Consider the following 22,531-nt stretch of genomic DNA (forward strand, 5'->3'; position numbering starts at 1 on the left):
GGTTGACCTCTCTTATTTCTCGGGATACAGCACGACCTGTACATAGTTGTTCATGTCGAAGTAGCGCCTGGCCGCCGCTTTCAGGTCGGCCGGTTTGATCTCGTCGACACGCGACTCATAGGTCAGTATATCGTCTGGATTGGAATTATTGAAGAAGGCGCTCTGCAGCACCGCCAGCCAGTAGCCGTTCTCGCGCAGGCCCTTGCGGTAGCTCTTGACCCAGGCCGCCTTCACCTTGTTCAGGTCCGCCTCCTCGGCGCCGTTCTGCTTGATCTTGTCGATCTCGGCGAAGGTGGCGGCGATCACCTTGTCCACGTTCTCCGGCGCGCACGGCAGGTTGGCGTTGATCGTGTAGTTACCGTAGGGGATGCGGTTCATCGTGCCGTTCATGCCGCCGCTGTACATCGCGCCCATTTTCTCGCGCAGCACCTCGATCAGTTTGATGTTCAGCACCTCGACCAGCGCCTGCATGCGCAGGCGTTCGGTGCGCGAGTATTCCACGTCGCCGGTGAACGACAGCGAGATCGTGCTCTTGGGCTCAGAACCCGCATGCACTTCCTTCTTGACGACGCCCTTCACAGGACGCACGCCCTCGTCCTTGAACGCAACGGGAATCTCGCCCGTCGGCAGGCTGGCCAGATAGGTGGCGACCAGCGGCTTGATCTTCTCCACGTCGAAGCTGCCGACGATGAAGAACGTGAAGTCGCGCGCGCTGGACATGCGGCTGCTGTAGATATCCAGCACCCGGTCCAGTCCCAGTTGGTCGAAGTCGGCCGGCTTGGCCGCGCGCAGCACGCGGGGATTGTTGTTGTACAGCGTGGCGGTGACGGTGTCGTAGAACACCGATTCCGGCCGCGCCAGATTGTTCTGCGCCAGTTCGCGCTGGCGGTCGACGTAGGCGCTGTAGATGGCCGCATCCTTGCGCGGCTGCGTCATCTGCAGATAGGCCAGCTGGAACATCGATTCGATGTCCGAACTGCCCGAACTGCCGCCCACGGATTCATTCAGCGAACTGACGCTGGCGGTGGAGCTGACGCTCTTCCCGGCCAATACCTTGCCCAGGTCGTTGGGCGTGTAATTGAGCACGCCCATCTGGCCGACGATGCTGCTGGCGTAGTGCGCGTTGAAGATATCGCGGTCGCCGAACAGCGACCAGCCGCCGTAACGCACGCCGCCCATCATCACCTGGTCGTTATTGAAGTCGGTAGGCTTGAGCACCACCTTGACGCCGTTGCTGAGCTTCAGTTCCGTCGTTCCCAGCTTGACATTGACGGTCTGGCCGACGATGCTGCCGGCCTTGGGCGGCACCGGCATCAGCTGGCTGGCGTACACCTTCTCTTCCTGCGCCTTGACGCCGATTTTTTCCGCCGCGCTGGCGATGGCCAGCAGCTCGTCGGCTTTCGGCACCGGCGTTCCGGCCTTGTCCGAACCGGTGTAGATCACCAGCTTGTTCTGATCGACCGGAATCGCCACGCGCGCCGCCGCATTCACCTCGGACAGCGAGATATCGGGAATCAGCTCGGTGGCATAGCGGTACTCCGCCGCGATGCCGGGGATGGTTTCCTGCTCCAGGAAGTTGCGGATGTATTCCGCCGCATAGCCGCTCGAATCGGACTTGTCACGCTCGTTGTACATGCGTTCGTAGTTGCGCAATATGCCCTTCTTGGCGCGCTCCACTTCGGAAGCGGTAAAACCGTACTGGCGCGCGCGCTGGTCTTCCTGCACCAGCGCGTTGATGGCCGGCGTGGCGCCGCCCTTGCCCAGCACCGCGCCGGCGCCGAACGAACGATAGCCGCGCACCACGCCGCTCATGCCGCTGCCGCCTTGCAGGAACGGCGGATTGGCCTGCTGCGTCAGCTCATACATGCGCTGGCTGAGGATGAAGCTGTACATGTTCTCGATCAGCTTCTGGCGATAGTCGGCGACGGTGGTGCCGGCCGGCCATGGATGGATCGGGTAGCGGATATAGATGGAGTTGGCGCCGATTTCCTTATCGGTGAACACCACGCCTTCCGACGCGGCGCGTTCCGGTATCGTCGCGTACTCGCGCGGACGCGGGTTCTGCGGATTTTTCAGCATGCCGAAATGCTGCTCGATCAGCGCCTGCGCCTTGGCCGGTTCGATGTCGCCGACCACCACCACCGCCATCAGGTCCGGGCGGTACCAGTCGCGGTAGAAGCGTTTGATCGCGTCGTACTTGAAGCTCTTGAGAATATCCTCTTTACCGATCGGCAGCCGCTGCGCGTAGTGCGAGCCGTTCAGCACCTTGGGCAACAGCACCTTGTTCATGCGGTCGTCCACGCCTTTGCCCATGCGCAGTTCCTCCAGCACGATACCGCGTTCGCTGTCGATGTCGGCATCGTTGAAGGACAATCCGTGGGCCCAGTCCTCAAGCACCTGGAAGCCCTGCTCCACGATCTCGGGCTTTTCGGTCGGTATCGGCAGTATGTAGACGGTTTCGTTGAAGCTGGTGTAGGCATTCAGGTCGGCGCCGAACTTCACGCCTATCGACTGCAGGTAGGACACCAGTTCGTTGCGCTTGAAATGGGTCGAGCCGTTGAACGCCATATGCTCGGTGAAATGGGCCAGGCCCAGTTGGTCCTCGTCCTCCAGGATCGAGCCGGCCTTGACCACCAGCCGCAGTTCCAGCTTGTTCTCGGGGCGGCCGTTCTTCTGCACGTAGTAGGTCAGGCCGTTGGCCAATTTGCCAACCTTGACCTGCGGACCTACCGGAATCGGATCGCTCAGTTTCAGCGGCGGCGGATTATCGGCTTGCGCCATGAGGGAACACGCCAGCAGGATGGCGGCGGAGGCGCTACGCGAAATCATCAGCTTCATACAAGTTGCGTAAAAATGAACGAGGGAGCTACCTTACACCGAAATTCTTAATTTGGGCTAGATTCCTTCCTCGCCTGCCAGCCGGCAGGCCACAACTCCTAAACCGGCTTGCCCAGCTTGACGTATCGGTACACCAGGCACAAGGCGCCTGCATAGGCCGACGTAATCAGGCCGAAGGCCAGCGGCAAGCGCCAGGCCCAGTCGGGCACCATGTGCAGCACGGTGCCCATCATCGCCACGCCGACCAGCGCGCCGATCTGGCGATTGGCGTTCAGCGCGGCTGCGGCGCTGTTGGCGTGGGCCTTGCCGGCGACCAGCATCACCGTCGCCGTCATGCCAGGAATCGCGATGCCGATGGCGACGTTCATCACCACGGTGCCCAGCACCAGCAGCCAGTATGGCGTCTGCGGCGACAGGCCGGCCAGCATCAGCACCGCCATGCTCAACCCCACCAGCAAACCATACATCATCGGCGGACGCGTGCCGACGCGCGCCGTGATACGGCCCGACGTCAGATTGCCGACGGCGAAAGCGGCCATCATCGGTATCAGCTTCAAGCCCGTATGCAGCGCGTCGGCGCCGGACTGCTGGATGTACAGGCTAAGCAGGAACAACTGGCCGAACACCGCGAAGTTAATCAGGAAGCCGACGCCGTTGGCCGCGGCGAAAGCCGGCGTCTCGAACAAGGCGCGCGGCAGCAAGGGATGCGCGCCGGTGCGTTCGCGCCGCACCAGCAGGAATGCTGCACCGATGGCCGCGGCGGCGGCGCCCAGCACCTGCACCGAACCCCAGCCCAGCACCGGGCCTTCGATCAGCACGAAACTCAGCGCGGCCAGCGCGGCCACGCTCAGCAGATGGCTGAACATCGACAGCGCGCGCTCATGGCGCGGCGTGGCCGGCGCCAGCACTTGCGTCAGCACGATGCCGGCCAGGCCGATCGGCACGTTCACCCAGAACACGCTGCGCCAGCCGAATTCGTGCACCAGCAGGCCGCCCACCAGCGGACCGGCCGCCGACGAACAGCCGACGATGGCCGACCAGGTGCCCAGCATGCGCGCGCGGGTGGCCTGGTTCTCGTAGGCGTGGGTCATCAGGCTCAGTGAGCTGGGCATGAACAGCGCGGCGCCGGCGCCTTGCAGCAAGCGGGCGGCGATCAGCGCGTTCCCGCTGGGCGCCACCGCGCACAGTATCGAACCCAGTATGAAGACGCTCAAGCCGCCCTGGTAGACGTTCTTGGGGCCGTAACGGTCGGCCAGCGCGCCGCCCGCCATCAGCAGCGCGGCGAAGGTCAGCGTGTAGCCGTCCACCACCCATACCAGGCCGGCAAGCGGCACGGCGAGGCTGACGGAGATGTCGGACAAGGCGGTATTGACGGCGGTGACATCGATCATCGCCATCACGAAGCCGATGGCCAGCGTCATCAGCATCAGCAGGGGCGGCACCTGGCGGGCAGGCACGGCGGCGGTAGTGGTTTGAGTATTCATGACGCGATGTTAGGCCGCTTGCGCGATGCAGTAAATACGCATAACATCGGCACTCTGATGCAAAAATGCATTTCACCGGGAAACCGCATGGATTGGGACAACGCCAGGATCTTCCTCGCCATCTACCGCAAGGGCACGCTGCGCGCGGCCGCCGGGCTGCTCGATATCGACCAGGCCACCGTCGGACGCCGCCTCAACGCGCTGGAAAAATCGCTGGGGGCGCGCTTGTTCCTGCGCACGCCGTCCGGCTACCTGGCCACGCCGGCCGGCGAACTGGCCGTCACCGCCGCCGAGCTGATGGAACAGGCGGCGCTGCAGTTCCAGCGCGAGATGCAGGGCATCGACAACCGCCTGTCCGGCATCGTGCGCGTGACCACCTCGGACACCATGGCGGCCGCTTTCGTGCTGGACGCCATGCAGCGGCTGCACGTGCAGCACCCCGAAATCCGCATCGTCCTCAGCGCCAGCACCGAAATCACCAGCCTGACGCGGCGCGAGGCCGACCTCGCCGTGCGCACGCTCAAGCCGACCAGTCCCGACCTGATCTCGCGCCACCTGATCCGCCGCAGCATGGGGCTGTACGCCACGCCAGCCTACCTGGCCGAACGCGGCATGCCGGTGGCGGGCAACGGCCTGTCCGGCCATGACATCGTCCGCTACCAGGCCAGCGTCGCGCCGCGGCACCAGGAGAAGCTGTGCCTGGAACCGATCCACAACGCGCGCGCGGCGATCGAAGTCAACAGCGGCCTGCTGCTGATCGACGCCGCCCGCAAAGGCATGGGCGTGGCCGAGCTGCCTTGCCACATGGCCGACGGCGATCCGGCGCTGACGCGCATCTGGCCCGAGCGGGTCGACCACTACGACGTCTGGCTGGTGATGCACAGCGACCTCAGTCGCAGCGCCCGCGTGCGCGCGGCGGCGGACGCCATCATCGCCAGCTTCCCCGACAAGTAGTGTCGCGGCTGGCGAGCCGGACGCCTGCCCGCGCGGTCGCGGTGCTAATATGGCAATATGAACCTCGAAGCATCCGTGCCCGCCGCGCTGCGGCGCCTGAACCAAGCCACCCTCGCCTGGCTGCATAGCTGGTGGAGGCTGCTGCTGTTCGCGGTGCTGATGCTGTCGCTCGCCGTCACGCCCGCCAGCTACGGCCGCGTCAACCGCAACAAGCTGGCGCGCCACATCGTGCGCGACACCGCGCCCAACCTCGCATGGTTCGCCGTGCTGTCGGCGCTGGTGAGCGTGGTCCTGATCCGCATCGTTTTCGTCACTTCGCAAAGCTACGGCCTGTCGCGCTTCGCGCTGGAGATGGTGGTGCGCGTGCTGGTGCTGGAACTGGTCCCGCTGTGCGCGGCCGCCTTCGTGGCGCTACGCACCACGCTGCCGGCCGGCCTCGAGTTCGCGCAGGGCCGCGGCGCCGGCAACACGGTCACCGAGGCCGAACTGCACCAGGAATTTTTCCCGCGCGTGGTGGCCGGCGTGTTCGCGGTCTGGATGCTGGCCGCCGTCAGCTGCGTGCTGACGCTGATCCTCGCCTACCTGTCGCTGTACGGCTTCACGCCGTGGGCGTTGCAGGGCTACACGCGGGTGGTCGGCCAGGTCTTCAACCCGGCGGTCGCGATGATACTGGTGTTGAAAATCGTCTTCTTCAGTTTTGCGGTCGGGCTGATCCCGATGGCGTCCTCGTTTTACTTCGGCGCCAGCTACCGCAACAAGGTCACGCACGGCCTGCACGACATGGTACGGCTGTTTGCCGTGATACTCCTCATCGAAGTCGCATCACTCATGGGTAACTACTACTGACATGGCAGACCAAACAACCGAAGCGGCGCCGGTGCGCAATGCGGAACTCAAGGCGGCACTGCTGCTGATACTGATGGTGGTGCTGGTCGCCGGAGCGGCGTTGTACCTGATGTACGCGCGCGGCGCTTTCGAGGCGACGCAGACGCTGGTGCTGCAGGCCGACGATTCGGAAGGCGTGGTGGTCGGCATGGACGTCACCTTCGCCGGCTTCCCGATCGGGCGCGTGCGCCTCATCGAACTTGGCAAGGACGGCAAGGCCCGCGTCATCGTCGACGTACCGCGCAAGGACGCGCACTGGCTGCGCAGCTCCAGCATCTTCACGCTGGAACGGGGGTTGGTGGGAGGCGCCAAGCTGCGCGCCTTCAGCGGCATTCCCACCGATCCTGCACTGGAGGACGGGGCGCTGCGTCCGATACTGGTCGGCGATCCGGCAGCGGAGATACCGCGCCTGCTGGCCTCGGCCAAGGAGCTGCTGGACAACCTGAGCACGCTGACGGCGGAAAACTCCGCGCTGGCGGCCAGCCTGGCCAACGTGCAGGGCGTGACCGGCAAGCTGAATGGCCCCGGCGGCGCCATGGGCCTGATCGCCGGCGACGACAAGAACGCGAAGGAGCTGACCGAGCGCGCCAACAAGCTGCTGATCACCGTGAACGCGCTGGCCACCAAGGCCGACAGCCTGATCGGCCACGCCGACACGCAAGTCTTCGGCAAGCAAGGGGTGATGACGGACGCGCAGGCGACCATCGTGCAGCTCAACGGCCTGCTGGCCGATGCCCGCAGCAGCCTGAAGAAAATGGACGCGGTGCTGGTCGAGGCGCAGGCCGTCGGCGCCAACGCCAAGGAAGCCACGGCCGACCTGGGCACCTTGCGCGGCGAAGTGGAAAGCAGCTTGCGCCGGGTCGAACAGCTGGTCAACGAAATCAACCGCAAATGGCCGTTCAAGCGCGACACGGAGATCAAGCTGCCATGAAGACTATCGCCCCGCTGTTCGCGCTGTCCGTTACGCTGCTGCTCGCGGCCTGCGGCAACAACCCGCCGGTGCCGGACTGGCAGATGAACGCGCAAAGCTCCATCGAACGCTCGACCGCCGCCTACATGTCCGGCAATGCCCGCGTTGAGGCGGCCGAATACCAGCGCGCCCGCGAGGCGTTGGCCAGCACCGGAAAAGTCGATCTGATGATACGCGCCGAACTGATACGCTGCGCCGCGCGCGTCGCCTCGCTGGTGTTTGAAGACTGCGCCGGCTACGACAAGCTGTCGCAGGACGCAGGCCCGGCCGATCGCGCCTACGCCGCCTACCTGTCCGGCCGTGCCACTGCTGCCGACGCCGCGCTGCTGCCGGCGCAGCACCGGCCGGTCGCCACAGCGTCCGGCGACGCGGCCGCAACCGGCGCCGTGCAGGCGATCGCCGATCCCATGTCCAAGCTGGTGGCCAGCGGCGTCCTGCTGCGCGCGGGCAGAGCCACGCCGGAAGTCCTTCGCGACGCCGTGGACGCCGCCTCCGCCCAAGGCTGGCGCCGCCCGCTGCTGGCCTGGCTGGGCGTCCAGGCGATGCGCGCCGAAAAATCCGGCGACACCGCCGAAGCCCAGCGCCTCAAGCGCCGCATTGACCTCGTCAGCGAGAAACCATAATCCGGTAATCCGGGGTCAGATCTGACATTTGGACACGACCTCAGCCACGCAACGACATCCACGGTAGAGGCCGTGTCCGAATGTCAGATCTGACCCCGGATTTGCTTCTGCTAGAATCTCGCCTCAATATGAAAACACGCCTCGTCTATTCCACCGAAACCGGCCGCATGTGCCCTGACTGCGGCCTGCCGGTCGCAGATTGCGGCTGCAAGGCCGCAGCCAAGACCAAGCCTGTCGGCGATGGCGTGGTGAAGGTCTCGCGCGAGTCGAAGGGGCGTGGCGGCAAAACCGTCACGCTGGTGAAAGGCCTGGCGCTCGACGCGACCGCCCTCGCCCTGCTGGGCAAGCAGCTGCGCAGCGCCTGCGGTTCCGGCGGCACCGTCAAGGACGGCGTCGTCGAAATCCAGGGCGACCACTGCGACCTGGTGATGGAAGCCCTGAAGAAACAGGGCCACCAGCCCAAGCGCACGGGCGGTTAGCGGCGGGTCCGCTGGTTCGACAGGTAGATGTTGTCGCGCTCGAGCTTGCGGCCATCGCGTACAGCAGACTGCCATTCTTCGGTGCTCGCCACCGCGCCAAAGTTGGAATGGAATACCGTGTTGAAAACGCGGTGGATCTCTTCCGCGCTGACCTTGCCGGCGGCGTTTTCATACGGCAGCGCGCCGGTGGCATCCTGCAGTACCTCTACTTGCAAACCGCGGTGCATCGCCTCGTAGATGGTCGAAGCATTGCAGTTGTGCGTCATGTAGCCGACGATGGTCAACGTGTCGATGGCGTTCGCCGCCAGCCACTCGGCCAGGTCGGTCCCGACAAACACGCTGGCCATCTTTTTGTTGATGCGATGGTCGGCCGCCCGCTGCGCGACCAGCGCGTGCAGCTGCCAGCCGTCCGACCCCAGGGCAAATATCGGCGAGGCCTCCGGCGCATCATGCTGCACCACCACCACGGGGATGCCGGCCTCGCGCGCGGCATCCATGGCACGGCCGATATTCGGCAACGAGGTCTCCACCGGCGGATATTCAATCTTCATCTGGCCGGTGAAGTACTCATTTTGTACGTCGATGACGATCAGGGCACGGCGTGGGGTTGCGGTCATGGTTTTCTCCTGTGGGATGAAGGCGTAAGCGCCCGGTGATGGATATTGTCCGTCGCCGTGCCGTTATCCAAAAGTGGCCCGAAGGCCACCATACGATATAATCAGGCCATGTCTACGCGCGCATCTCCCATCCAGAAATACCGCATCGCCGTCATCGCCTTCGACGGCATCAACCCTTTTCATTTGTCGGTACCGTGCCAGGTATTCGGCGCCCAGCGCGCCGACTGCGACAGCGCCACCTTCGACGTCAAAGTGTGCGCGGAAGATCCAGCAACATCGCTGAGCACCACCGCCGGCTTCGACATCGTCGCCACCCACAGCCTGGCGGCGCTTGGCCGCGCCGACATCGTCATCATGCCGTCCTGGCATGCCGACTGCCGACCTGCGCCACCTACGCTGTTGCAAGCGCTGCGGCGCGCGCATCAGCGCGGAGCGCAAGTGGTGGGGCTCTGCATAGGCGCATTTCCACTCGCCGAAGCCGGCCTGCTCGACGGCCGCACCGCCACCACGCACTGGGCCTGCGCCGACACGATGTCCACCCGCTATCCGAAGGTCAAGGTAGACCGCGAAGTCCTGTATGTCGATGAAGGGAAAGTGGTCACCTCGGCCGGCGTCGCGGCGGGGCTTGATTGCTGCCTGCACCTGCTGCGCCAGCTGTGCGGCGCGGAGGTCGCCAACCGCGTGGCCCGGCAACTGGTGGTCGCGCCGCACCGGCAGGGAGGACAGGCGCAGTTCATTGAGCGCCCACTGCCGGTGACCGGCAGCGACGACCGCTTCGCGCAGGTGCTGGGCTGGGTCGGCGAGGATTTGACGCAAAACCACAGCATCGACGCGCTGGCCGAACGCGCGCTGATGAGCCGCCGGAATTTCACCCGCCACTTCCGCAACGCTACCGGCACCTCGTTCAAGCAATGGCTGCTCAATCAGCGGCTGACGCACGCGCAGCATCTGCTGGAGGGCACCGAGGTATCGATCGAGATGGTGGCGCAGCAGGCTGGATTTGGATCGGCGCTGTCGCTGCGACAGCATTTCCGCGCCGCGCTGCGGACCTCGCCGTCGGAGTACCGCAAGCTGTACCGGTCCGCCGCGCCGGATTGACGGCGCGGCGCCTTATTTTCCGGTTGCAGCCGCTTCGCGCAGCTTGTCCTTCTTGCTCTTGCGCTTGCCCTTGATGCCGCCGTTGACGGTATCGGTGACTGAATTGGCCGGCGCCGACGGCAGCGTCTCCACCGCTTCAAAGCCGGCGATCTGCTCGCGCGGCAGCTGCATGTCCTGGCGCTTCTCGATCAGGCGGAAATGCTGCTCCGTCTCCGCGCTGACGAAGCTGATCGCCACGCCGCTCTCGCCGGCCCGGCCGGTGCGGCCGATGCGGTGCGTGTAGTCGACCGCCGAACGCGGCAAATCATAATTGACCACCGCCGGCAAACGGGCGATATCGATGCCGCGCGCGGCGATGTCGGTCGACACCAGCACCTGCAGGCGGCTGGCCTTGAAGTCGCCCAGCACCTCGGTGCGCGCCCCCTGGCTGAACTCTCCATGGAAGGCGCCGGCGCGGATGCCGTTGCGGTTCAGCTTATCGGCCACATGCTCGGCCGCATACTTGGTCGCCACGAACACCAGCACCCTGCTCCACTTGTGCTCCTGGATCAGGTGCTTGAGCAGCATGGTCCGGCGCGGCACGTCGACCATGATCGCGCGCTGCGCGATGTCCGGCTTGCTGACCGGCTCAGACAGTACCTCGATGCGCGCAGGCTGGTGCAGCATGCCATCCGCCAGCGCCTGCACCTCCGGCGGGAAGGTCGCCGAGAAGAACAGGTTCTGGCGCTGCTTGGGCAGCAGCTCGAGGATGCGGTTGAGTTCTTCGCTGAAGCCCAGGTCCAGCAGGCGGTCCGCCTCGTCCAGCACCAGTATCGCGGTGCGCGAAATCTTCAGCGCGTTGTGGTCGATCAAGTCCAGCAGCCGTCCCGGCGTGGCGATCACGATATCGGCGCCGCCGCGCAGGGCCATCATCTGCGGATTGATCGACACGCCGCCAAATACGATGGACACCTTGACCTGCATCGGCAGATGGGCCACCAGCTTGCGGATCGACTCGCCCACCTGCGCCGCCAGTTCGCGCGTCGGCACCAGGATCAGGCCATGCAGCTGGCGCGCGCCGTTGCGGTTATCCAGCAGCGATTGCAGCAGCGGCAGCGCGAAGGCGGCCGTCTTGCCGGAGCCGGTCTGCGCCGCGCCCAGCACATCCTCTCCGCGCAAAATGGCGGGAATGGCGGCGCTCTGGATGGCGGTCGGCTCCTGGTAACCGATTTCGGTCACGGCGTTGATCAGTGAGGGAGCAAGGCCCAGCGAAGAAAAAGACATGTCGGCCTTAATAGTGTGAATTTGCCGACAGTATAAAGCATGCACCGAACGGGATTTGCCCTGGACAGCCATTCGTGGGAACATAGCTTTTTTGATAAAGAAAAATGACATGATCAATTGGGACGCCCACGCCTGCCTGCCGCAACACCCGCAGGCCGATTTCACGCCGGTCCGGCGCCTGCATGCCGCCGGGGTGAACTACGTTTCGCTCAACGTCGGCGCCGACATGAATCCCATTTCCCAGGTGATGTCGGTGATCGCCGGCTACCGCGCCACCATCGAATCGGACCCGGACCGCTATGTGCTGGTCTCCACCGTGGACGACATCATCCAGGCCGCTGCCGATGGCCGCATCGCCATCACGTTCGACCTCGAGGGTTCGATGCCGCTGCTGGACCAGCCTGACATGGTGGCGCTCTACGCGCGGCTGGGCGTGCGCCAGATTCACTTCGCCTACAACCGCAACAACAGCGTCGCAGGCGGCTGCCACGACGTGCCGCGCGGCCTGACGCCGCTGGGCCACAGCATGGTGGCGGCGGTGAACGATGCCGGCATCCTGATGGATTGCTCGCACACGGGCCGGCTGTGCAGCCTTGAGATCATGGCCGCCTCCACGCAGCCGGTGATCTTCAGCCACGCCAATCCCTACACGCTGGTGGAGCACGGCCGCAACGTCACCGACGAGCAAATCCGCGCCTGCGCCGCCACCGGCGGCGTGGTGTGCGTATCGGGCCTGTCCTGGTTCCTCGGCAAGGAAAATCCCGGCGCCGACGACGTGGCGCGCCATGCCGCCTACATCGCCGACCTGGTCGGCGTATCGCACGCCGGCATCGGCCTCGACATCTGCTTCCAGCAGCCGGCCCTGGACGACACGCCGCCCGGCGACTTCGATCCCGGCCACTGGTGGCCGGCCTCCGCCGGCTATAGCGCGGACCGGCCGCCGACCTTCACGCCGCCGGAAGTCTGGCGCCAGCTGGCCGCCGCGCTGCGCAAGGTGGGCATGACCGACACCGAGGCGGAGCTGGTCATGGGCCGCAACATGATGCGCGTGGCGCAGCAGGTGTGGAGCCGGCCGCTGGCCCTGCAAAAAGCCGCCTGATGTTGCTGCGGCTATCTGTGCAACCGGACCTTCAGGTAGCTGGCCAGCGCCAGCTTGAATTCGGCCACCAGTTCCCGCCGTTCGGCGGGGCTGGCCTGTTCGTAAAGAGGATTGAGCCCCTTGACGATCTGCAGCGACACGTTCGCCAGTCGCAGCGCCTCCGCCTCGTCCAGTTCGGGCTTCTTCTCCCTTAACACGGCGCCCAGTTTAGCCCGCAGGCGCTGGCGCGCTCCGGCATCGCGCTGATAGCCCAGCGTGGCGTTCAACAGCGTGAAATAGGCAGGGTGCTCGTCGAAAAAGCCGATCATCAAATCAAAGATGCGATCCACTAGCGCCACGATACTCAATTGCGCCGCATCGGCCACCAGGCCGGTCCAGCGTCGCGACATCTCGTCACCGTAGCGTTCCCGCAGCGCACGCGCCAGTGTCAGCTTGTTCGGAAAATACTGGTACAGCGCGCCGATGGACGAGCCGGAACGCGCGGCGATGGCCGTCATGGTGGCGGCGTCGAACCCCGATTCGGCAAAGACGCCAGCCGCGGCATCCAGCATGGCGGCCATGCGCTGCTCGCCGCGCAGTTGCTGCGGCTTGCGCCTTGAGGTTTTTTCAATATCTGAGGACATCCTCACATTATATCCGAATTCGATTTATAATTATCTGAGGGCATCCTCACATTAGGAGTAATACCATGTTGACCATACACCCATCCAGCACCGCGCTGGTGTTGATCGATCTGCAAAACAGCAACGTCGGCCGCGAACTGGCGCCGCATTCATCTCAGGTAGTAGTGGAAAATAGCGCCAGGCTGGCGGAAGCGCTGCGCGCCAAGGGCGGCACGGTGGTGTACGTGCGGGTGCTGGTGAACGAGCTACTGCGCCTGCCGGCCGATATCTCGGTGGCCCGCGATCCAAACGCCCCGCCGTTGCCACCGGAAGCCTCGGAACTGGTGGCGCAGGCCGGCGCGCAACTGGGAGACATCGTGATCGCCAAACGCCAATGGGGTGCGTTTCATGGAACGGATCTGGATCTGCAATTGCGCCGCCGTGGCATCCGCACCATCATCATGGGCGGCATCGCCACCAACTTCGGCGTCGAATCGACGGCGCGCGCGGCGTCCGATCAGGGCTATGCGCTGGTGTTCGCGCACGACGCGATGTCCAGCATCAAAGCGGAGATGCACCAATTTTCGGTGCAAGGCATATTCCCCATCCTCGGCCATGTACGAAGTACGGCCGAGGTACTGGCGGCGCTGTGATCAGGCGCTGAGCGCCTTCATTTCGGCGTACAGGTTGGCCTTGCCTTCGAAACCGATGCCGATCAGGTCCGGCATCGTGATATAGCCGTTGTCGACCTTCACGCCGTCCGGGAAGCCGCCGAACGGCTGAAACAGGTCCGGATACGACTCGTTGCCGCCCAGGCCCAGGCCGGCCGCGATATTCAGCGACATCTGGTGGCCGCCATGCGGGATGCAGCGCTTGCGCGACCAGCCATGCTCGTGCAGCATGTCCAGCGTGCGCAGGTACTCGACCAGGCCGTAGCTCAGCGCGCAGTCGAACTGCAGCCAGTCGCGGTCGGCGCGCATGCCGCCGTAGCGGATCAGGTTGCGCGCGTCCTGCATCGAGAACAGGTTCTCGCCGGTGGCCATCGGCTTGTCGTAGTAGTTGCGTAGCGTGGCCTGCAGCTCGAAGTCCAGCGGATCGCCCGCCTCCTCGTACCAGAACAGATCGTACTTCGACAGCGCCTTGGCGTAGGCGATGGCGGTGTCCAGATCGAAACGGCCGTTGGCGTCCACCGCCAGCTTCTGGCCGTCGCCCAGCACGCTGAGGATGGAGTCGATGCGGCGCAAATCCTCGTCCAGCGAGGCGCCGCCGATCTTTTTCTTCACCACCGTGTAGCCGCGGTCGATATAGCTGCGCATTTCATCCTTCAGCGCGTCGTGACTCTGGCCGGGATAGTAGTAGCCGCCGGCGGCGTAGACGAAGATCTTCTTGTCCGGCGTGCCGTTGCCGTAGCGGTCCGCCAGCAACTGGAACAGCGGCTTGCCTTCGATCTTGGCCGCCGCATCCCAGATCGCCATGTCGATGGTGCCGATGGCGACCGAGCGTTCGCCATGGCCACCGGGCTTTTCGTTGGTGTACATGCAGTCCCACACCTTGTGCGGATCGAGGTTGGTGCCGGCGTCGTTCATCAGCGAGACCGGATCGGCGTCCAGGATGCGCGGGATGAAGCGTTCGCGCATCAGCATGCCCTGGCCATAGCGGCCGTTCGAGTTGAAACCGTAACCCACCACAGGCTTGCCGTCGCGGATCACGTCCGTGATCACGGCCACCAGGCTTAGCGTCATTTTGCTGAAGTCGATGTAGGCGTTGCGGATAGGGGAACTGATCGGAATGGTCTTTTCGCGAATTTCGACGATTTTCATGCTGCTGTCTCCGGTGGGCTAAGAATGAACCCAAGCTTACTCTTGAAATACAGTCGTATAATTCACCGATATTAATTCCTTTATATACTTCAAGTGAATAATGACATCGTCTCCGAATTGTCCTTCTTCGTGCTGCTGGCGAAGCTGGGCAGCCTGGCCGCCACCGCGCGCGAGCTGGGCATCACGCCGCCCGCGGTCACCAAGCGCCTGATGCTGATGGAGCAGCGCCTCGGCGTGCGACTGCTGAACCGCACCACGCGGCGCGTCAGCCTGACCAGCGAAGGCGAGACCTATCTGTCGCAGGCGGCGCGCATCCTGGGCGACATCCGCGACATGGAGGAATCGGTATCGAGCAGCCGCGCCGCGCCCAAGGGACTGCTGCGCGTGAACGCCACGCTGGGATTCGGCCGCACGACCATCGCGCCGCTGGTTTCCGCCTTCGCGCGCCGTTATCCGGATGTGGAGGTGCAGCTGCAGCTGACCGACCGCGCCATCAACCTGGTGGAAGACGCCTACGATCTCGGCATCCGCTTCGGCGAGCTGCCGGATACGCGGCTGGGCGCGCGCAAGATCATGTCGAACCAGCGCTTCCTGTGCGCCTCGCCGGCCTACCTGAAGCGCCACGGCGTGCCGCGCCTGCCGCAGGATCTGCTGCAGCACCGCTGCATCCTGCACCGCCAGAACAACGACACCCACAGCACGTGGAAGCTGGAGAAAGGCCGCAAGGCCGAAACGGTCAAGGTGCACGGCGGCCTGTCCAGCAACGACGGCGACGTGGTGCTGGGCTGGGCCCTGGACGGCCACGGCATCCTGCTGCGTTCCGAGTGGGACGCGGCCAAGTACCTCGACAGCGGCCGCCTGCAGGTGGTGCTGGGCGACTATACCCTCCCCCCGGCCGACCTGTACGCCTACTATCCGAGCCGCCAGCAACAGCCGGCCCGCGTGCGCGCCTTCATCGACTTCCTGGCGGAGAGCGTACCGGCAGCCACTGCGCCACGCAAAAAGCCATCTCCGGCACGATAAACAGCCAAAGCAGCGGCGCGCCGGTGACGGTCAGCGTCCAGATCATCCAGGTGGAGAACAGCAGCCGCGCAACGCCGTCGAAACGCCCGAAGCGCTGCTGCGGATCGGTGATGCGCAGCAGCGCCCACACCAGCACTACGCTGCCCAGCAGGCAGGCGAACAGCACGTGGAACGGCGCGAACGCGGGCAGCGCCGCGCCGCCCAGCTGCCGGTTGATGTCGTCCAGCTGGGCGTGGGCATAGGCGAAACTCCACGGCGTGGCAAACGGCGCCGTCACGACCAGGTCGTAGATGGCGCTGCCGAGGACGATTTTGCGGAAGGTGGTCGCTGCAAGCATGGTGGCTCCTGTGATAAGGTACCGCCATGCTAAAGCCTGGAGTACACTCCAGGGTCAAACGATATTTGGAGCCGGAGCATGCAAATCGGGGAAATCGCCAGCGCCACAGGGCTGAGCCGCGACACTTTGCGCTTTTACGAGAAGCGCGGCCTGCTGCGCGCACGGCGCAGCGCCAACGGCTATCGCGACTATCCGCCCGAGGCGGTGGACTGGCTGCGCTATATCCGCCTGGCGCAGACGCTGGGCTTCAGCCTGGCCGAAATCGAGGCCGACCTGCCGCTGCTGGCAGAGCCGGAAGCCTCCGCGCCCCAGCTGCGGGCGGCGCTGGAGCGCAAGCTGGAGGACATCGACCAGCGCATCGAGGGCCTGCACGCGCTGCGCGGCGAACTGGCGCGCCGCCTTGGCGAGAACATGCAGGACTGTCCGCTGCAGGCCGCGCCGGCTGCTTGATGCTACTTGATCGACTCGCAGGCGTCCTTCATGGAAAACTTCGGCACAAAGGCCACCCGGCGTCCGCCTATGTCCAATTCCCGCAGGCGCGGCTCGGCGATCTTGAATTCGCCCTGCCTTAACTTGTCCATCAGCGATTTGCAGCTCGGATCGTGAGGCGCCATGGTCGCGATCACGCCCCATTTGCCGTCGGCGCTTTCAGAAAACAGCACGCCGTCGCTATATGAGGGCTGCAACTCCACCACCAGGATTTCCGGCTTGCCATCGCCGTCCACGTCGACGATGAACGCATCGCATTTGCCTTCCTTCCTGGTCAGGCAATCCGGCTTTTCATTGTCCGCCACGGCATCCCATTTCTGCTCCAGGAAGCTGGCCGGCAATTGCGCCCCGGCCGGCCAGACTTTCAGATTGTCGGCAATCGAGACCGGCGCGGTAAAGCGTTCCGGCTTGCGCCAGCGATCTTTCTGCTCCAGGGCCAGCGCCGCCGCGGCCTCGCGCTGCAGCAGCTCGGCATCCGGCCCGGTGGTGCGCTGCTTCAGCTCTTCCAGCGCGGCCTGGCCATAACGCCCGCCTTCAAACCGCAGGTAGCGGAAATCGAATTCGCCGGCCTTGGTCTTGCCCTTCGCCAGCCGCGCCATCTGGCTGTTGACGGCGATGCGCGCCGGATCGGCAACCGGCGTGAAGAGCGCCAGCAGCACGGCCAGCACCAGGAATGCCGCGATGACGTTGACCGTGGCGATCGGCTGCAGCCAGGTATCGTACTTGTAGGCCGCCCAGGCGTAGCCGACCGCGTAGCACGACGCCACCAGCAGGCAGGCGGCGGCGATCACGCGGTCCGAGGTCCAGCCGTATTGCCCCACGCGCAGGCCCAGCGCGTAAATGCCGATCAGCGTGATGGGCAAGATCAGGATCGCCGCCGTGCGCGCGCTCACCCGCAACGGCAGGGGCACGGTGGCGTCGCCGTTCTGGAACGCCGCGTTGATCAGCGCCACCAGAACTGCGGCTGCGGCCAGCAGCACCGAGGTGGCATGACGGGTCTCCCACAACGCGGTCAACCCGGTAAAGGGCAGGCTGCAAAGGAAGCCGGCCACCATCATCACGGCCACCGGCAAAATCCACGACATCAGCACCAGTACCAGGCTGCGGATGCCACGCACGATGGCAGGCTTCACGTCGGTGATGTGCATCGCACAGGAGAAGGCCGAGCAAGCCACCGGCACCACGAACCACGATTCCCGCAGCAGCTTGCGCAGGAAATCGAGCTTGACCAGCATGAACAGTTCCGCCCCCATGGACAGCACCATGAACATCGCGCCGACGAAGAACACCGAGAACATCAGCTGGATGCCGAGCTTCCACGCGGTCTCGAAATAGGTGCTGTAGCTCGCCACGCGCCGGCGATCCTGCACGCCGGACAGCACCAGCGCGTGCGCGATGAAGAAGAACACCACGCTGAAAAACACCAGTATCTCCGACGGCGAATACACCGCCTTGCCATCCAGGTTGCCGAGGAAGGGACGGGCATACTGCCCGCGCCAGGCGTCGTGCAGCGACATCACCAGCAGCACGGCCAGCGCCGCCAGCAGCCATGCTCCCGCCTTGCGGGGCGCCAGATGGCCCAGGCTGGAGATCAGCAGCACCGGCAGGATCAGGGCCAGCAGCGTCAACGGCACCATCACGTAGGGCGCCGTGGCGGGCCACAGCACGCTCTTGCTGGCGTTGTACAGCCAATACAGCAGCAGGCCCTGCACCAGGCCGGTCGCCAGCCGCGCGGCCATCACCCGCCGGCTCACGCCCGGCGCCAGTTCGTCCTTGTCCACGTCCGATGGTTGCATGGTCATCCTTACTCTATATAGGCTCAATTATCAATCAGGTTACTTTGATAATTTGACATTGTCCACTACCTGCCCTTCCCCGGGCCGAGGCGCTATAATGACAGGCTATACCGTCATTTTTTCCAACGATCCGCCTCCGGTCCGCCACGTGAATCCACATCTCGACAAGCTGCAACCCTATCCGTTCGAAAAACTGCGCCTGTTGTTCGCGCAGGTCACCGCCAGTCCGCGACACAAGGCGATCAGCCTTGGCATGGGCGAACCGAAGCATCCTACGCCGAAATTCATCCAGCAGGCGCTGATCGACAATGTCGACGGCCTGGCCAGCTATCCGACCACCATCGGCTCGGACGCGCTGCGCGGCGCCATCGCCGGCTGGCTGGAACGCCGCTACGGCATCCCCAAGCTGGATCCGGCCACCCAGGTGCTGCCGGTGAACGGCTCGCGCGAGGCCTTGTTCGCGCTGGCCCAGACCGTGATCGACCCGGCGGCCAAGTCGCTGGTGATCAGCCCGAATCCGTTTTACCAGATTTATGAAGGCGCGGCCTATCTGGCCGGCGCCGAGCCGTATTTCGTCAATTCCGACCCAGCCCGCAATTTCGGCTGCGACTACGACAGCATCCCGGCCTCGGTGTGGGAACGCGTATCGCTGCTGTTCCTGTGCTCCCCGGGCAATCCGACCGGCGCCGTGCTGACGCTGACCGACTGGGAGAACCTGTTCGCCCTGTCCGAGCGCTACAACTTCGTCATCGCCGCCGACGAGTGCTACTCCGAGATCTACCACGGCGACCAGGCCCCGCTGGGCGCGATGGAAGCGGCCCACACGCTGGGCCTGTCCACGGTCGAGAAGCCTTACGCGCGCCTGGTGGTGTTCAGCAGCCTGTCGAAGCGTTCCAACGTGCCGGGCATGCGCTCGGGCTTCGTGGCCGGCGACGCCGACGTCCTGAAAAAATTCCTGTTGTACCGCACCTATCACGGCGGAGCCATGAGCCCTTCCGTGCAAGCTGCCTCGATCGCGGCCTGGAACGACGAAACCCACGTCGAACAGAACCGCGAAAAATACCGCGCCAAATTCAACGCCATCACGCCGTTGCTGCAAGAGGTGCTGCAAGTGGAACTGCCGGACGCCGGCTTCTACCTGTGGGCCGACGTCAGCCAGACCGGCCTGTCGGACACTGAATTCGCCCAGCGCCTCTACGCCGAATATAATGTCACGGTACTGCCGGGCAGCTATCTGGCGCGCGACGCCCACGGCGCCAATCCGGGCCGCAACCGCATCCGCATGGCGCTGGTCGCCGAGACGGAAGAAGGCCTGGAAGCTGCGCAGCGCATCGTCCAATTCTGCAAGTCCCTTAACAAATAAATAGATCGAACATCATGAGCCAACAACTTCAGAACATCATCGACCAGGCATGGGAAGACCGCGCCAACATCAACCCGGGCAACGGCACCGCCGAACTGCGTGACGCGGTTTCGCACGTGATCGCGGGTCTGGATGCCGGCAGCATCCGCGTGGCCGAAAAAACCAGCGGCGACTGGGTTGTGAACCAGTGGGTCAAGAAAGCCGTGCTGCTGTCGTTCCGCCTGGAGAACAACGTGCAGATGCCTTCCGACGGCACCATGCAGTTCTACGACAAGGTACCGACCAAGTTCGCCAACTATACCGCCGAAGATTTCGCCAAGGGCGGCTTCCGCGTGGTGCCGCCTGCGGTCGCGCGCCGCGGCTCCTTCATCGCCAAGAACGTGGTGCTGATGCCTTCCTACGTCAACATCGGCGCCTACGTCGATGAAGGCGCGATGGTCGATACCTGGGCCACCGTCGGTTCGTGCGCGCAGATCGGCAAGAACGTCCACCTGTCGGGCGGCGTCGGCATCGGCGGCGTGCTGGAACCGATGCAGGCCAATCCGACCATCATCGAAGACAACTGCTTCATCGGCGCCCGTTCGGAGATCGTCGAAGGCGTCATCGTCGAAGAAAACTCGGTGATCTCGATGGGCGTGTACATCGGCCAGTCGACCAAGATCTACGACCGCGCCACCGGCGAAGTAACCTACGGCCGCGTGCCTGCCGGTTCGGTGGTCGTGTCGGGCAACCTGCCTTCGGAAGACGGCAAGTACTCGCTGTACTGCGCGGTCATCGTCAAGCGCGTGGATGCCAAGACCCGCGCCAAGACCGGCATCAACGAACTGCTGCGCGGTATCTAAGCGGCGGGAACCGGGGACTGGCCGCAGTCCCCGTTTTTTTTGATTTTGAGGAGAGTGCCATGGCCATGGATCGCCTGTTCCAGCTGATGAAGGAAAAAAACGCGTCGGACATGTTCTTCGCGGTGAATTCGCCGGTACACATCAAAATCAACGGCAACTTGATCCCCATCAACCAGCAAAAGCTCGAACCGGAAAACATCCACTCGCTGCTGGCGGAAATCGCCTCGCCCGAGCAGATGGAAGAACTGGCCACGACCAATGAGCTGAACATGGGCGTATCGGTGCCGAACATGGGCCGCTTCCGCCTGTCGGCGTTCAAGCAGCGCGGCACCATCTCCGCCGTGTTCCGCTTCGTGCCGGCCACCATCCCCGCGCTGACCGACCTGCAGCTGCCGCCGGTGCTGGCGGACCTGATCATGGAAAAGCGCGGCCTGCTGCTGCTGGTCGGCTCGACAGGCTCCGGCAAGTCGACCACCATCGCCTCGATGCTGGACCACCGCAACGAACTGCGCTCCGGCCATATCCTGACGCTGGAAGACCCGATCGAGTATCTGTTCAAGAACAAGAAATCCATCGTCAACCAGCGCGAGATCGGCAGCGACGCCAAGGACTTCTACACCGCGCTGCGCAACTCGATGCGCCAGGCGCCGGACTGCATCCTGATCGGAGAGATCCGCGACAAGGAAACCATGGCGGCGGCGCTGGCCTACGCACAGTCGGGCCACCTGGTGCTGGCGACCCTGCACGCCAACAACAGCTACAACGCGCTAAACCGTATCATCAGTTTCTATCCGATCGAGAACCGCGCCGCGCTGCTGCAGGATCTGTCGTCGACGGTCAAGGCCATCGTGTCGCAGCGGCTGGTCCGCTCGATCAACGGCGGCACCCGCACGGCTGCGGTGGAAATCATGGTCAACACCCGCTACATCTCGGACCTGATCGAAAAAGGCGAAATCGGCCAGATCAAGGAAGCGATGGAGAAGAGCATGTCGCCCGGCTCGCAATCGTTCGAGCTGGCGTTATTGAAGCTGGTGCAGGACGGCTTGATCAGCCAGGACGAGGCCTTGGCCAACGCCGATTCCGCCACCAACCTGCTGTGGCTCCTCAATAATGGCCCGGACAGCAAGAACGCCCAGGCCGAGCCGGAAACCAAGGCCTCGCCGGACGAAGCCTCGTTCACCGAGTTCACGTTAAATACCTAGCCAGGAATCTCGCGCCGCTCCTCCTCCACTGTTTGTACCAATCCCCAACCCAGCTGCCGGCGGATATCGACAGTGGACGGCGGCGGGCAGTGTTGCGCCTGTCGCTCGCCCAGGTAGTTACGGATCTGTTCCTTGGTCGGTTTCTTCTGCAATTCCATCCTGCGGCTCCTGATCATGGTAAATGTCTTGTAAGGCTGCCATCAGTCCCTTGCAAGGATCAAGCCGCCCAATCCATAGTAGGCAATGGAGACGGCAGCCACCAATGCCATTTCGATCAGCAGAGATATCAAATCGACATAGCTGGAGGCCGTTATGGGGCTGCCGGCGGGATTTCGGGACGCAGACATGGTATTCTGTCGGCCTTCCGCCGTCTTCATCCGAATTCAAGCACATGACTACCACCCTCTATGGCATCCCGAACTGCGACACCGTCAAAAAGGCCCGCGTCTGGCTGGCCGGCGCGCAGCAGGATTTTGTGTTCCACGATTTTAAAAAACAGGGCCTGACGCGCGAGATCGTCGCCGGCTGGCTCCAGCACCTGTCGCGCGATGTGCTGGTCAATAAAAAAGGCACGACCTGGCGCGCGCTGTCCGACGAGCGCAAGGCTTCCATCGTCGATGACGAATCGGCCATCGCGCTGATGCTGGAAAATCCGTCCGTGATCAAGCGCCCGGTGCTGGACAAGGACGGCACCTTCGCCGTTTCCTTCTCCGACGCCCAGTACAAACAAATCTTCGACCTCTGAAC

23 protein-coding genes are annotated in these 22,531 nt (G+C 64.1%); 14 read left to right on the forward strand and 9 right to left on the reverse strand.

Annotated features, from left to right (window positions below):
- Positions 1-12 precede the first annotated feature (12 nt).
- Both ACSQ3S_RS23380 and ACSQ3S_RS23385 read right to left on the reverse strand, forming a co-directional pair.
- Complete coding sequence (locus ACSQ3S_RS23380) at positions 13-2,838, reverse strand: M16 family metallopeptidase (RefSeq protein ID WP_436143928.1); 2,826 nt, start codon at positions 2,836-2,838, stop codon at positions 13-15.
- A 98-nt stretch (positions 2,839-2,936) separates the two neighbouring features.
- Positions 2,937-4,322 carry an MFS transporter gene (locus tag ACSQ3S_RS23385; RefSeq protein ID WP_436143929.1) on the reverse strand — a complete coding sequence of 462 codons (1,386 nt, stop codon included), beginning with the start codon at positions 4,320-4,322 and terminating at the stop codon, positions 2,937-2,939.
- An 87-nt stretch (positions 4,323-4,409) separates the two neighbouring features.
- Between ACSQ3S_RS23385 and ACSQ3S_RS23390 the strand changes: the two genes are divergently transcribed.
- The 5 genes from ACSQ3S_RS23390 (at position 4,410) to ACSQ3S_RS23410 (ending at position 8,233) form a co-directional block, all read left to right on the forward strand.
- Positions 4,410-5,276 (forward strand): LysR family transcriptional regulator, encoded by an 867-nt coding sequence (locus ACSQ3S_RS23390; RefSeq protein WP_436143930.1) that lies wholly within the window; start codon positions 4,410-4,412, stop codon positions 5,274-5,276.
- Between the two features lie 57 nt (positions 5,277-5,333).
- Positions 5,334-6,122: an ABC transporter permease gene (locus ACSQ3S_RS23395; protein WP_436143931.1), complete on the forward strand. Its 789-nt coding sequence runs from the start codon at positions 5,334-5,336 to the stop codon at positions 6,120-6,122.
- Between the two features lies 1 nt (position 6,123).
- Complete coding sequence (locus ACSQ3S_RS23400; RefSeq protein WP_176651719.1) at positions 6,124-7,092, forward strand: MlaD family protein; 969 nt, start codon at positions 6,124-6,126, stop codon at positions 7,090-7,092.
- Positions 7,089-7,754, forward strand: coding sequence for a hypothetical protein (locus ACSQ3S_RS23405; protein WP_436143932.1), 666 nt, complete (start codon positions 7,089-7,091; stop codon positions 7,752-7,754). Before ACSQ3S_RS23400 ends, ACSQ3S_RS23405 begins: the two co-directional genes overlap by 4 nt.
- Positions 7,755-7,882: 128 nt before the next feature.
- Positions 7,883-8,233, forward strand: a complete 351-nt coding sequence (locus ACSQ3S_RS23410) for a translation initiation factor Sui1 (protein WP_176651721.1) — start codon at positions 7,883-7,885, stop codon at positions 8,231-8,233.
- On the opposite strand, the gene ACSQ3S_RS23415 is transcribed toward ACSQ3S_RS23410, so the two are convergent.
- Positions 8,230-8,850: a cysteine hydrolase family protein gene (locus ACSQ3S_RS23415; RefSeq protein ID WP_436143933.1), complete on the reverse strand. Its 621-nt coding sequence runs from the start codon at positions 8,848-8,850 to the stop codon at positions 8,230-8,232. The two genes, ACSQ3S_RS23410 and ACSQ3S_RS23415, sit on opposite strands and share 4 nt — an antisense overlap.
- A gap of 108 nt (positions 8,851-8,958) precedes the next feature.
- Between ACSQ3S_RS23415 and ACSQ3S_RS23420 the strand changes: the two genes are divergently transcribed.
- On the forward strand, positions 8,959-9,948 hold the full coding sequence (locus tag ACSQ3S_RS23420) for a GlxA family transcriptional regulator (protein WP_436143934.1): 990 nt from the start codon (positions 8,959-8,961) through the stop codon (positions 9,946-9,948).
- A gap of 12 nt (positions 9,949-9,960) precedes the next feature.
- On the opposite strand, the gene ACSQ3S_RS23425 is transcribed toward ACSQ3S_RS23420, so the two are convergent.
- A complete protein-coding gene (locus ACSQ3S_RS23425) occupies positions 9,961-11,211 on the reverse strand; it encodes a DEAD/DEAH box helicase (RefSeq protein WP_436143935.1) in 1,251 nt (416 codons plus the stop codon).
- Between the two features lie 109 nt (positions 11,212-11,320).
- On the opposite strand from ACSQ3S_RS23425, the gene ACSQ3S_RS23430 reads away from it, so the two are divergent.
- Complete coding sequence (locus ACSQ3S_RS23430; protein WP_436143936.1) at positions 11,321-12,310, forward strand: dipeptidase; 990 nt, start codon at positions 11,321-11,323, stop codon at positions 12,308-12,310.
- Positions 12,311-12,321: 11 nt separating this feature from the next.
- Here ACSQ3S_RS23430 and ACSQ3S_RS23435 read toward each other — a convergent pair whose 3' ends face one another.
- Entirely contained in the window at positions 12,322-12,933 is a 612-nt protein-coding gene (locus tag ACSQ3S_RS23435) for a TetR/AcrR family transcriptional regulator (RefSeq protein ID WP_436143937.1), read from the reverse strand.
- Positions 12,934-12,998: 65 nt separating this feature from the next.
- Here ACSQ3S_RS23435 and ACSQ3S_RS23440 point away from each other — a divergent pair, with 65 nt between their 5' ends.
- Complete coding sequence (locus ACSQ3S_RS23440) at positions 12,999-13,565, forward strand: isochorismatase family protein (RefSeq protein ID WP_176651727.1); 567 nt, start codon at positions 12,999-13,001, stop codon at positions 13,563-13,565.
- Here the strand turns inward: ACSQ3S_RS23440 and ACSQ3S_RS23445 are convergent, their stop codons facing one another.
- Complete coding sequence (locus tag ACSQ3S_RS23445; RefSeq protein ID WP_436143938.1) at positions 13,566-14,732, reverse strand: mandelate racemase/muconate lactonizing enzyme family protein; 1,167 nt, start codon at positions 14,730-14,732, stop codon at positions 13,566-13,568.
- Between the two features lie 93 nt (positions 14,733-14,825).
- On the opposite strand from ACSQ3S_RS23445, the gene ACSQ3S_RS23450 reads away from it, so the two are divergent.
- The gene (locus ACSQ3S_RS23450; RefSeq protein WP_176651729.1) at positions 14,826-15,755 is read left to right on the forward strand and encodes a LysR family transcriptional regulator; all 930 of its coding nucleotides are present in this window, start codon (positions 14,826-14,828) and stop codon (positions 15,753-15,755) included.
- On the opposite strand, the gene ACSQ3S_RS23455 is transcribed toward ACSQ3S_RS23450, so the two are convergent.
- Positions 15,685-16,092 carry a hypothetical protein gene (locus ACSQ3S_RS23455; RefSeq protein WP_176651730.1) on the reverse strand — a complete coding sequence of 136 codons (408 nt, stop codon included), beginning with the start codon at positions 16,090-16,092 and terminating at the stop codon, positions 15,685-15,687. The two genes, ACSQ3S_RS23450 and ACSQ3S_RS23455, sit on opposite strands and share 71 nt — an antisense overlap.
- Before the next feature lie 78 nt (positions 16,093-16,170).
- Between ACSQ3S_RS23455 and ACSQ3S_RS23460 the strand changes: the two genes are divergently transcribed.
- Complete coding sequence (locus ACSQ3S_RS23460) at positions 16,171-16,542, forward strand: MerR family transcriptional regulator (RefSeq protein WP_436143939.1); 372 nt, start codon at positions 16,171-16,173, stop codon at positions 16,540-16,542.
- A gap of 2 nt (positions 16,543-16,544) precedes the next feature.
- Here ACSQ3S_RS23460 and ACSQ3S_RS23465 read toward each other — a convergent pair whose 3' ends face one another.
- Positions 16,545-18,383, reverse strand: coding sequence for a DUF4153 domain-containing protein (locus ACSQ3S_RS23465; protein ID WP_436143940.1), 1,839 nt, complete (start codon positions 18,381-18,383; stop codon positions 16,545-16,547).
- 142 nt (positions 18,384-18,525) lie between these two features.
- Here ACSQ3S_RS23465 and dapC point away from each other — a divergent pair, with 142 nt between their 5' ends.
- Genes dapC through ACSQ3S_RS23480 form a run of 3 tightly spaced genes read left to right on the forward strand, consistent with a single transcriptional unit; the run spans position 18,526 to position 21,784 of the window.
- A complete protein-coding gene (gene dapC / locus ACSQ3S_RS23470; RefSeq protein ID WP_176652130.1) occupies positions 18,526-19,740 on the forward strand; it encodes a succinyldiaminopimelate transaminase in 1,215 nt (404 codons plus the stop codon).
- A 14-nt stretch (positions 19,741-19,754) separates the two neighbouring features.
- Positions 19,755-20,582: a 2,3,4,5-tetrahydropyridine-2,6-dicarboxylate N-succinyltransferase gene (dapD, locus tag ACSQ3S_RS23475; protein ID WP_176651732.1), complete on the forward strand. Its 828-nt coding sequence runs from the start codon at positions 19,755-19,757 to the stop codon at positions 20,580-20,582.
- Positions 20,583-20,641: 59 nt separating this feature from the next.
- On the forward strand, positions 20,642-21,784 hold the full coding sequence (locus tag ACSQ3S_RS23480) for a PilT/PilU family type 4a pilus ATPase (RefSeq protein ID WP_176651733.1): 1,143 nt from the start codon (positions 20,642-20,644) through the stop codon (positions 21,782-21,784).
- On the opposite strand, the gene ACSQ3S_RS23485 is transcribed toward ACSQ3S_RS23480, so the two are convergent.
- The gene (locus tag ACSQ3S_RS23485; protein WP_176651734.1) at positions 21,781-21,942 is read right to left on the reverse strand and encodes a hypothetical protein; all 162 of its coding nucleotides are present in this window, start codon (positions 21,940-21,942) and stop codon (positions 21,781-21,783) included. The two genes, ACSQ3S_RS23480 and ACSQ3S_RS23485, sit on opposite strands and share 4 nt — an antisense overlap.
- A gap of 233 nt (positions 21,943-22,175) precedes the next feature.
- Between ACSQ3S_RS23485 and ACSQ3S_RS23490 the strand changes: the two genes are divergently transcribed.
- Entirely contained in the window at positions 22,176-22,529 is a 354-nt protein-coding gene (locus tag ACSQ3S_RS23490; RefSeq protein ID WP_176651735.1) for an arsenate reductase, read from the forward strand.
- Positions 22,530-22,531: the final 2 nt, after the last annotated feature.

The organism is Duganella sp. LjRoot269 (assembly GCF_964254095.1).
Taxonomy (GTDB): domain Bacteria; phylum Pseudomonadota; class Gammaproteobacteria; order Burkholderiales; family Burkholderiaceae_D; genus Rugamonas; species Rugamonas hordei.

What these genes read in the sequence shown, in the direction of transcription:
- ACSQ3S_RS23400 (WP_176651719.1), top strand. Translation starts at nt 6,124, where the DNA reads ATGGCAGACCAAACAACCGAAGCGGCGCCGGTGCGCAATGCGGAACTC.
- ACSQ3S_RS23455 (WP_176651730.1), bottom strand. Translation starts at nt 16,092, where the DNA reads ATGCTTGCAGCGACCACCTTCCGCAAAATCGTCCTCGGCAGCGCCATC.
- ACSQ3S_RS23435 (WP_436143937.1), bottom strand. Translation starts at nt 12,933, where the DNA reads ATGTCCTCAGATATTGAAAAAACCTCAAGGCGCAAGCCGCAGCAACTG.
- ACSQ3S_RS23485 (WP_176651734.1), bottom strand. Translation starts at nt 21,942, where the DNA reads ATGGAATTGCAGAAGAAACCGACCAAGGAACAGATCCGTAACTACCTG.
- ACSQ3S_RS23390 (WP_436143930.1), top strand. Translation starts at nt 4,410, where the DNA reads ATGGATTGGGACAACGCCAGGATCTTCCTCGCCATCTACCGCAAGGGC.
- dapD (WP_176651732.1), top strand. Translation starts at nt 19,755, where the DNA reads ATGAGCCAACAACTTCAGAACATCATCGACCAGGCATGGGAAGACCGC.
- ACSQ3S_RS23410 (WP_176651721.1), top strand. Translation starts at nt 7,883, where the DNA reads ATGAAAACACGCCTCGTCTATTCCACCGAAACCGGCCGCATGTGCCCT.
- ACSQ3S_RS23380 (WP_436143928.1), bottom strand. Translation starts at nt 2,838, where the DNA reads ATGAAGCTGATGATTTCGCGTAGCGCCTCCGCCGCCATCCTGCTGGCG.
- ACSQ3S_RS23385 (WP_436143929.1), bottom strand. Translation starts at nt 4,322, where the DNA reads ATGAATACTCAAACCACTACCGCCGCCGTGCCTGCCCGCCAGGTGCCG.
- ACSQ3S_RS23465 (WP_436143940.1), bottom strand. Translation starts at nt 18,383, where the DNA reads ATGACCATGCAACCATCGGACGTGGACAAGGACGAACTGGCGCCGGGC.
- ACSQ3S_RS23395 (WP_436143931.1), top strand. Translation starts at nt 5,334, where the DNA reads ATGAACCTCGAAGCATCCGTGCCCGCCGCGCTGCGGCGCCTGAACCAA.
- ACSQ3S_RS23480 (WP_176651733.1), top strand. Translation starts at nt 20,642, where the DNA reads ATGGCCATGGATCGCCTGTTCCAGCTGATGAAGGAAAAAAACGCGTCG.
- ACSQ3S_RS23425 (WP_436143935.1), bottom strand. Translation starts at nt 11,211, where the DNA reads ATGTCTTTTTCTTCGCTGGGCCTTGCTCCCTCACTGATCAACGCCGTG.
- ACSQ3S_RS23440 (WP_176651727.1), top strand. Translation starts at nt 12,999, where the DNA reads ATGTTGACCATACACCCATCCAGCACCGCGCTGGTGTTGATCGATCTG.
- ACSQ3S_RS23405 (WP_436143932.1), top strand. Translation starts at nt 7,089, where the DNA reads ATGAAGACTATCGCCCCGCTGTTCGCGCTGTCCGTTACGCTGCTGCTC.
- ACSQ3S_RS23415 (WP_436143933.1), bottom strand. Translation starts at nt 8,850, where the DNA reads ATGACCGCAACCCCACGCCGTGCCCTGATCGTCATCGACGTACAAAAT.
- ACSQ3S_RS23460 (WP_436143939.1), top strand. Translation starts at nt 16,171, where the DNA reads ATGCAAATCGGGGAAATCGCCAGCGCCACAGGGCTGAGCCGCGACACT.
- ACSQ3S_RS23420 (WP_436143934.1), top strand. Translation starts at nt 8,959, where the DNA reads ATGTCTACGCGCGCATCTCCCATCCAGAAATACCGCATCGCCGTCATC.
- ACSQ3S_RS23490 (WP_176651735.1), top strand. Translation starts at nt 22,176, where the DNA reads ATGACTACCACCCTCTATGGCATCCCGAACTGCGACACCGTCAAAAAG.
- ACSQ3S_RS23445 (WP_436143938.1), bottom strand. Translation starts at nt 14,732, where the DNA reads ATGAAAATCGTCGAAATTCGCGAAAAGACCATTCCGATCAGTTCCCCT.
- ACSQ3S_RS23430 (WP_436143936.1), top strand. Translation starts at nt 11,321, where the DNA reads ATGATCAATTGGGACGCCCACGCCTGCCTGCCGCAACACCCGCAGGCC.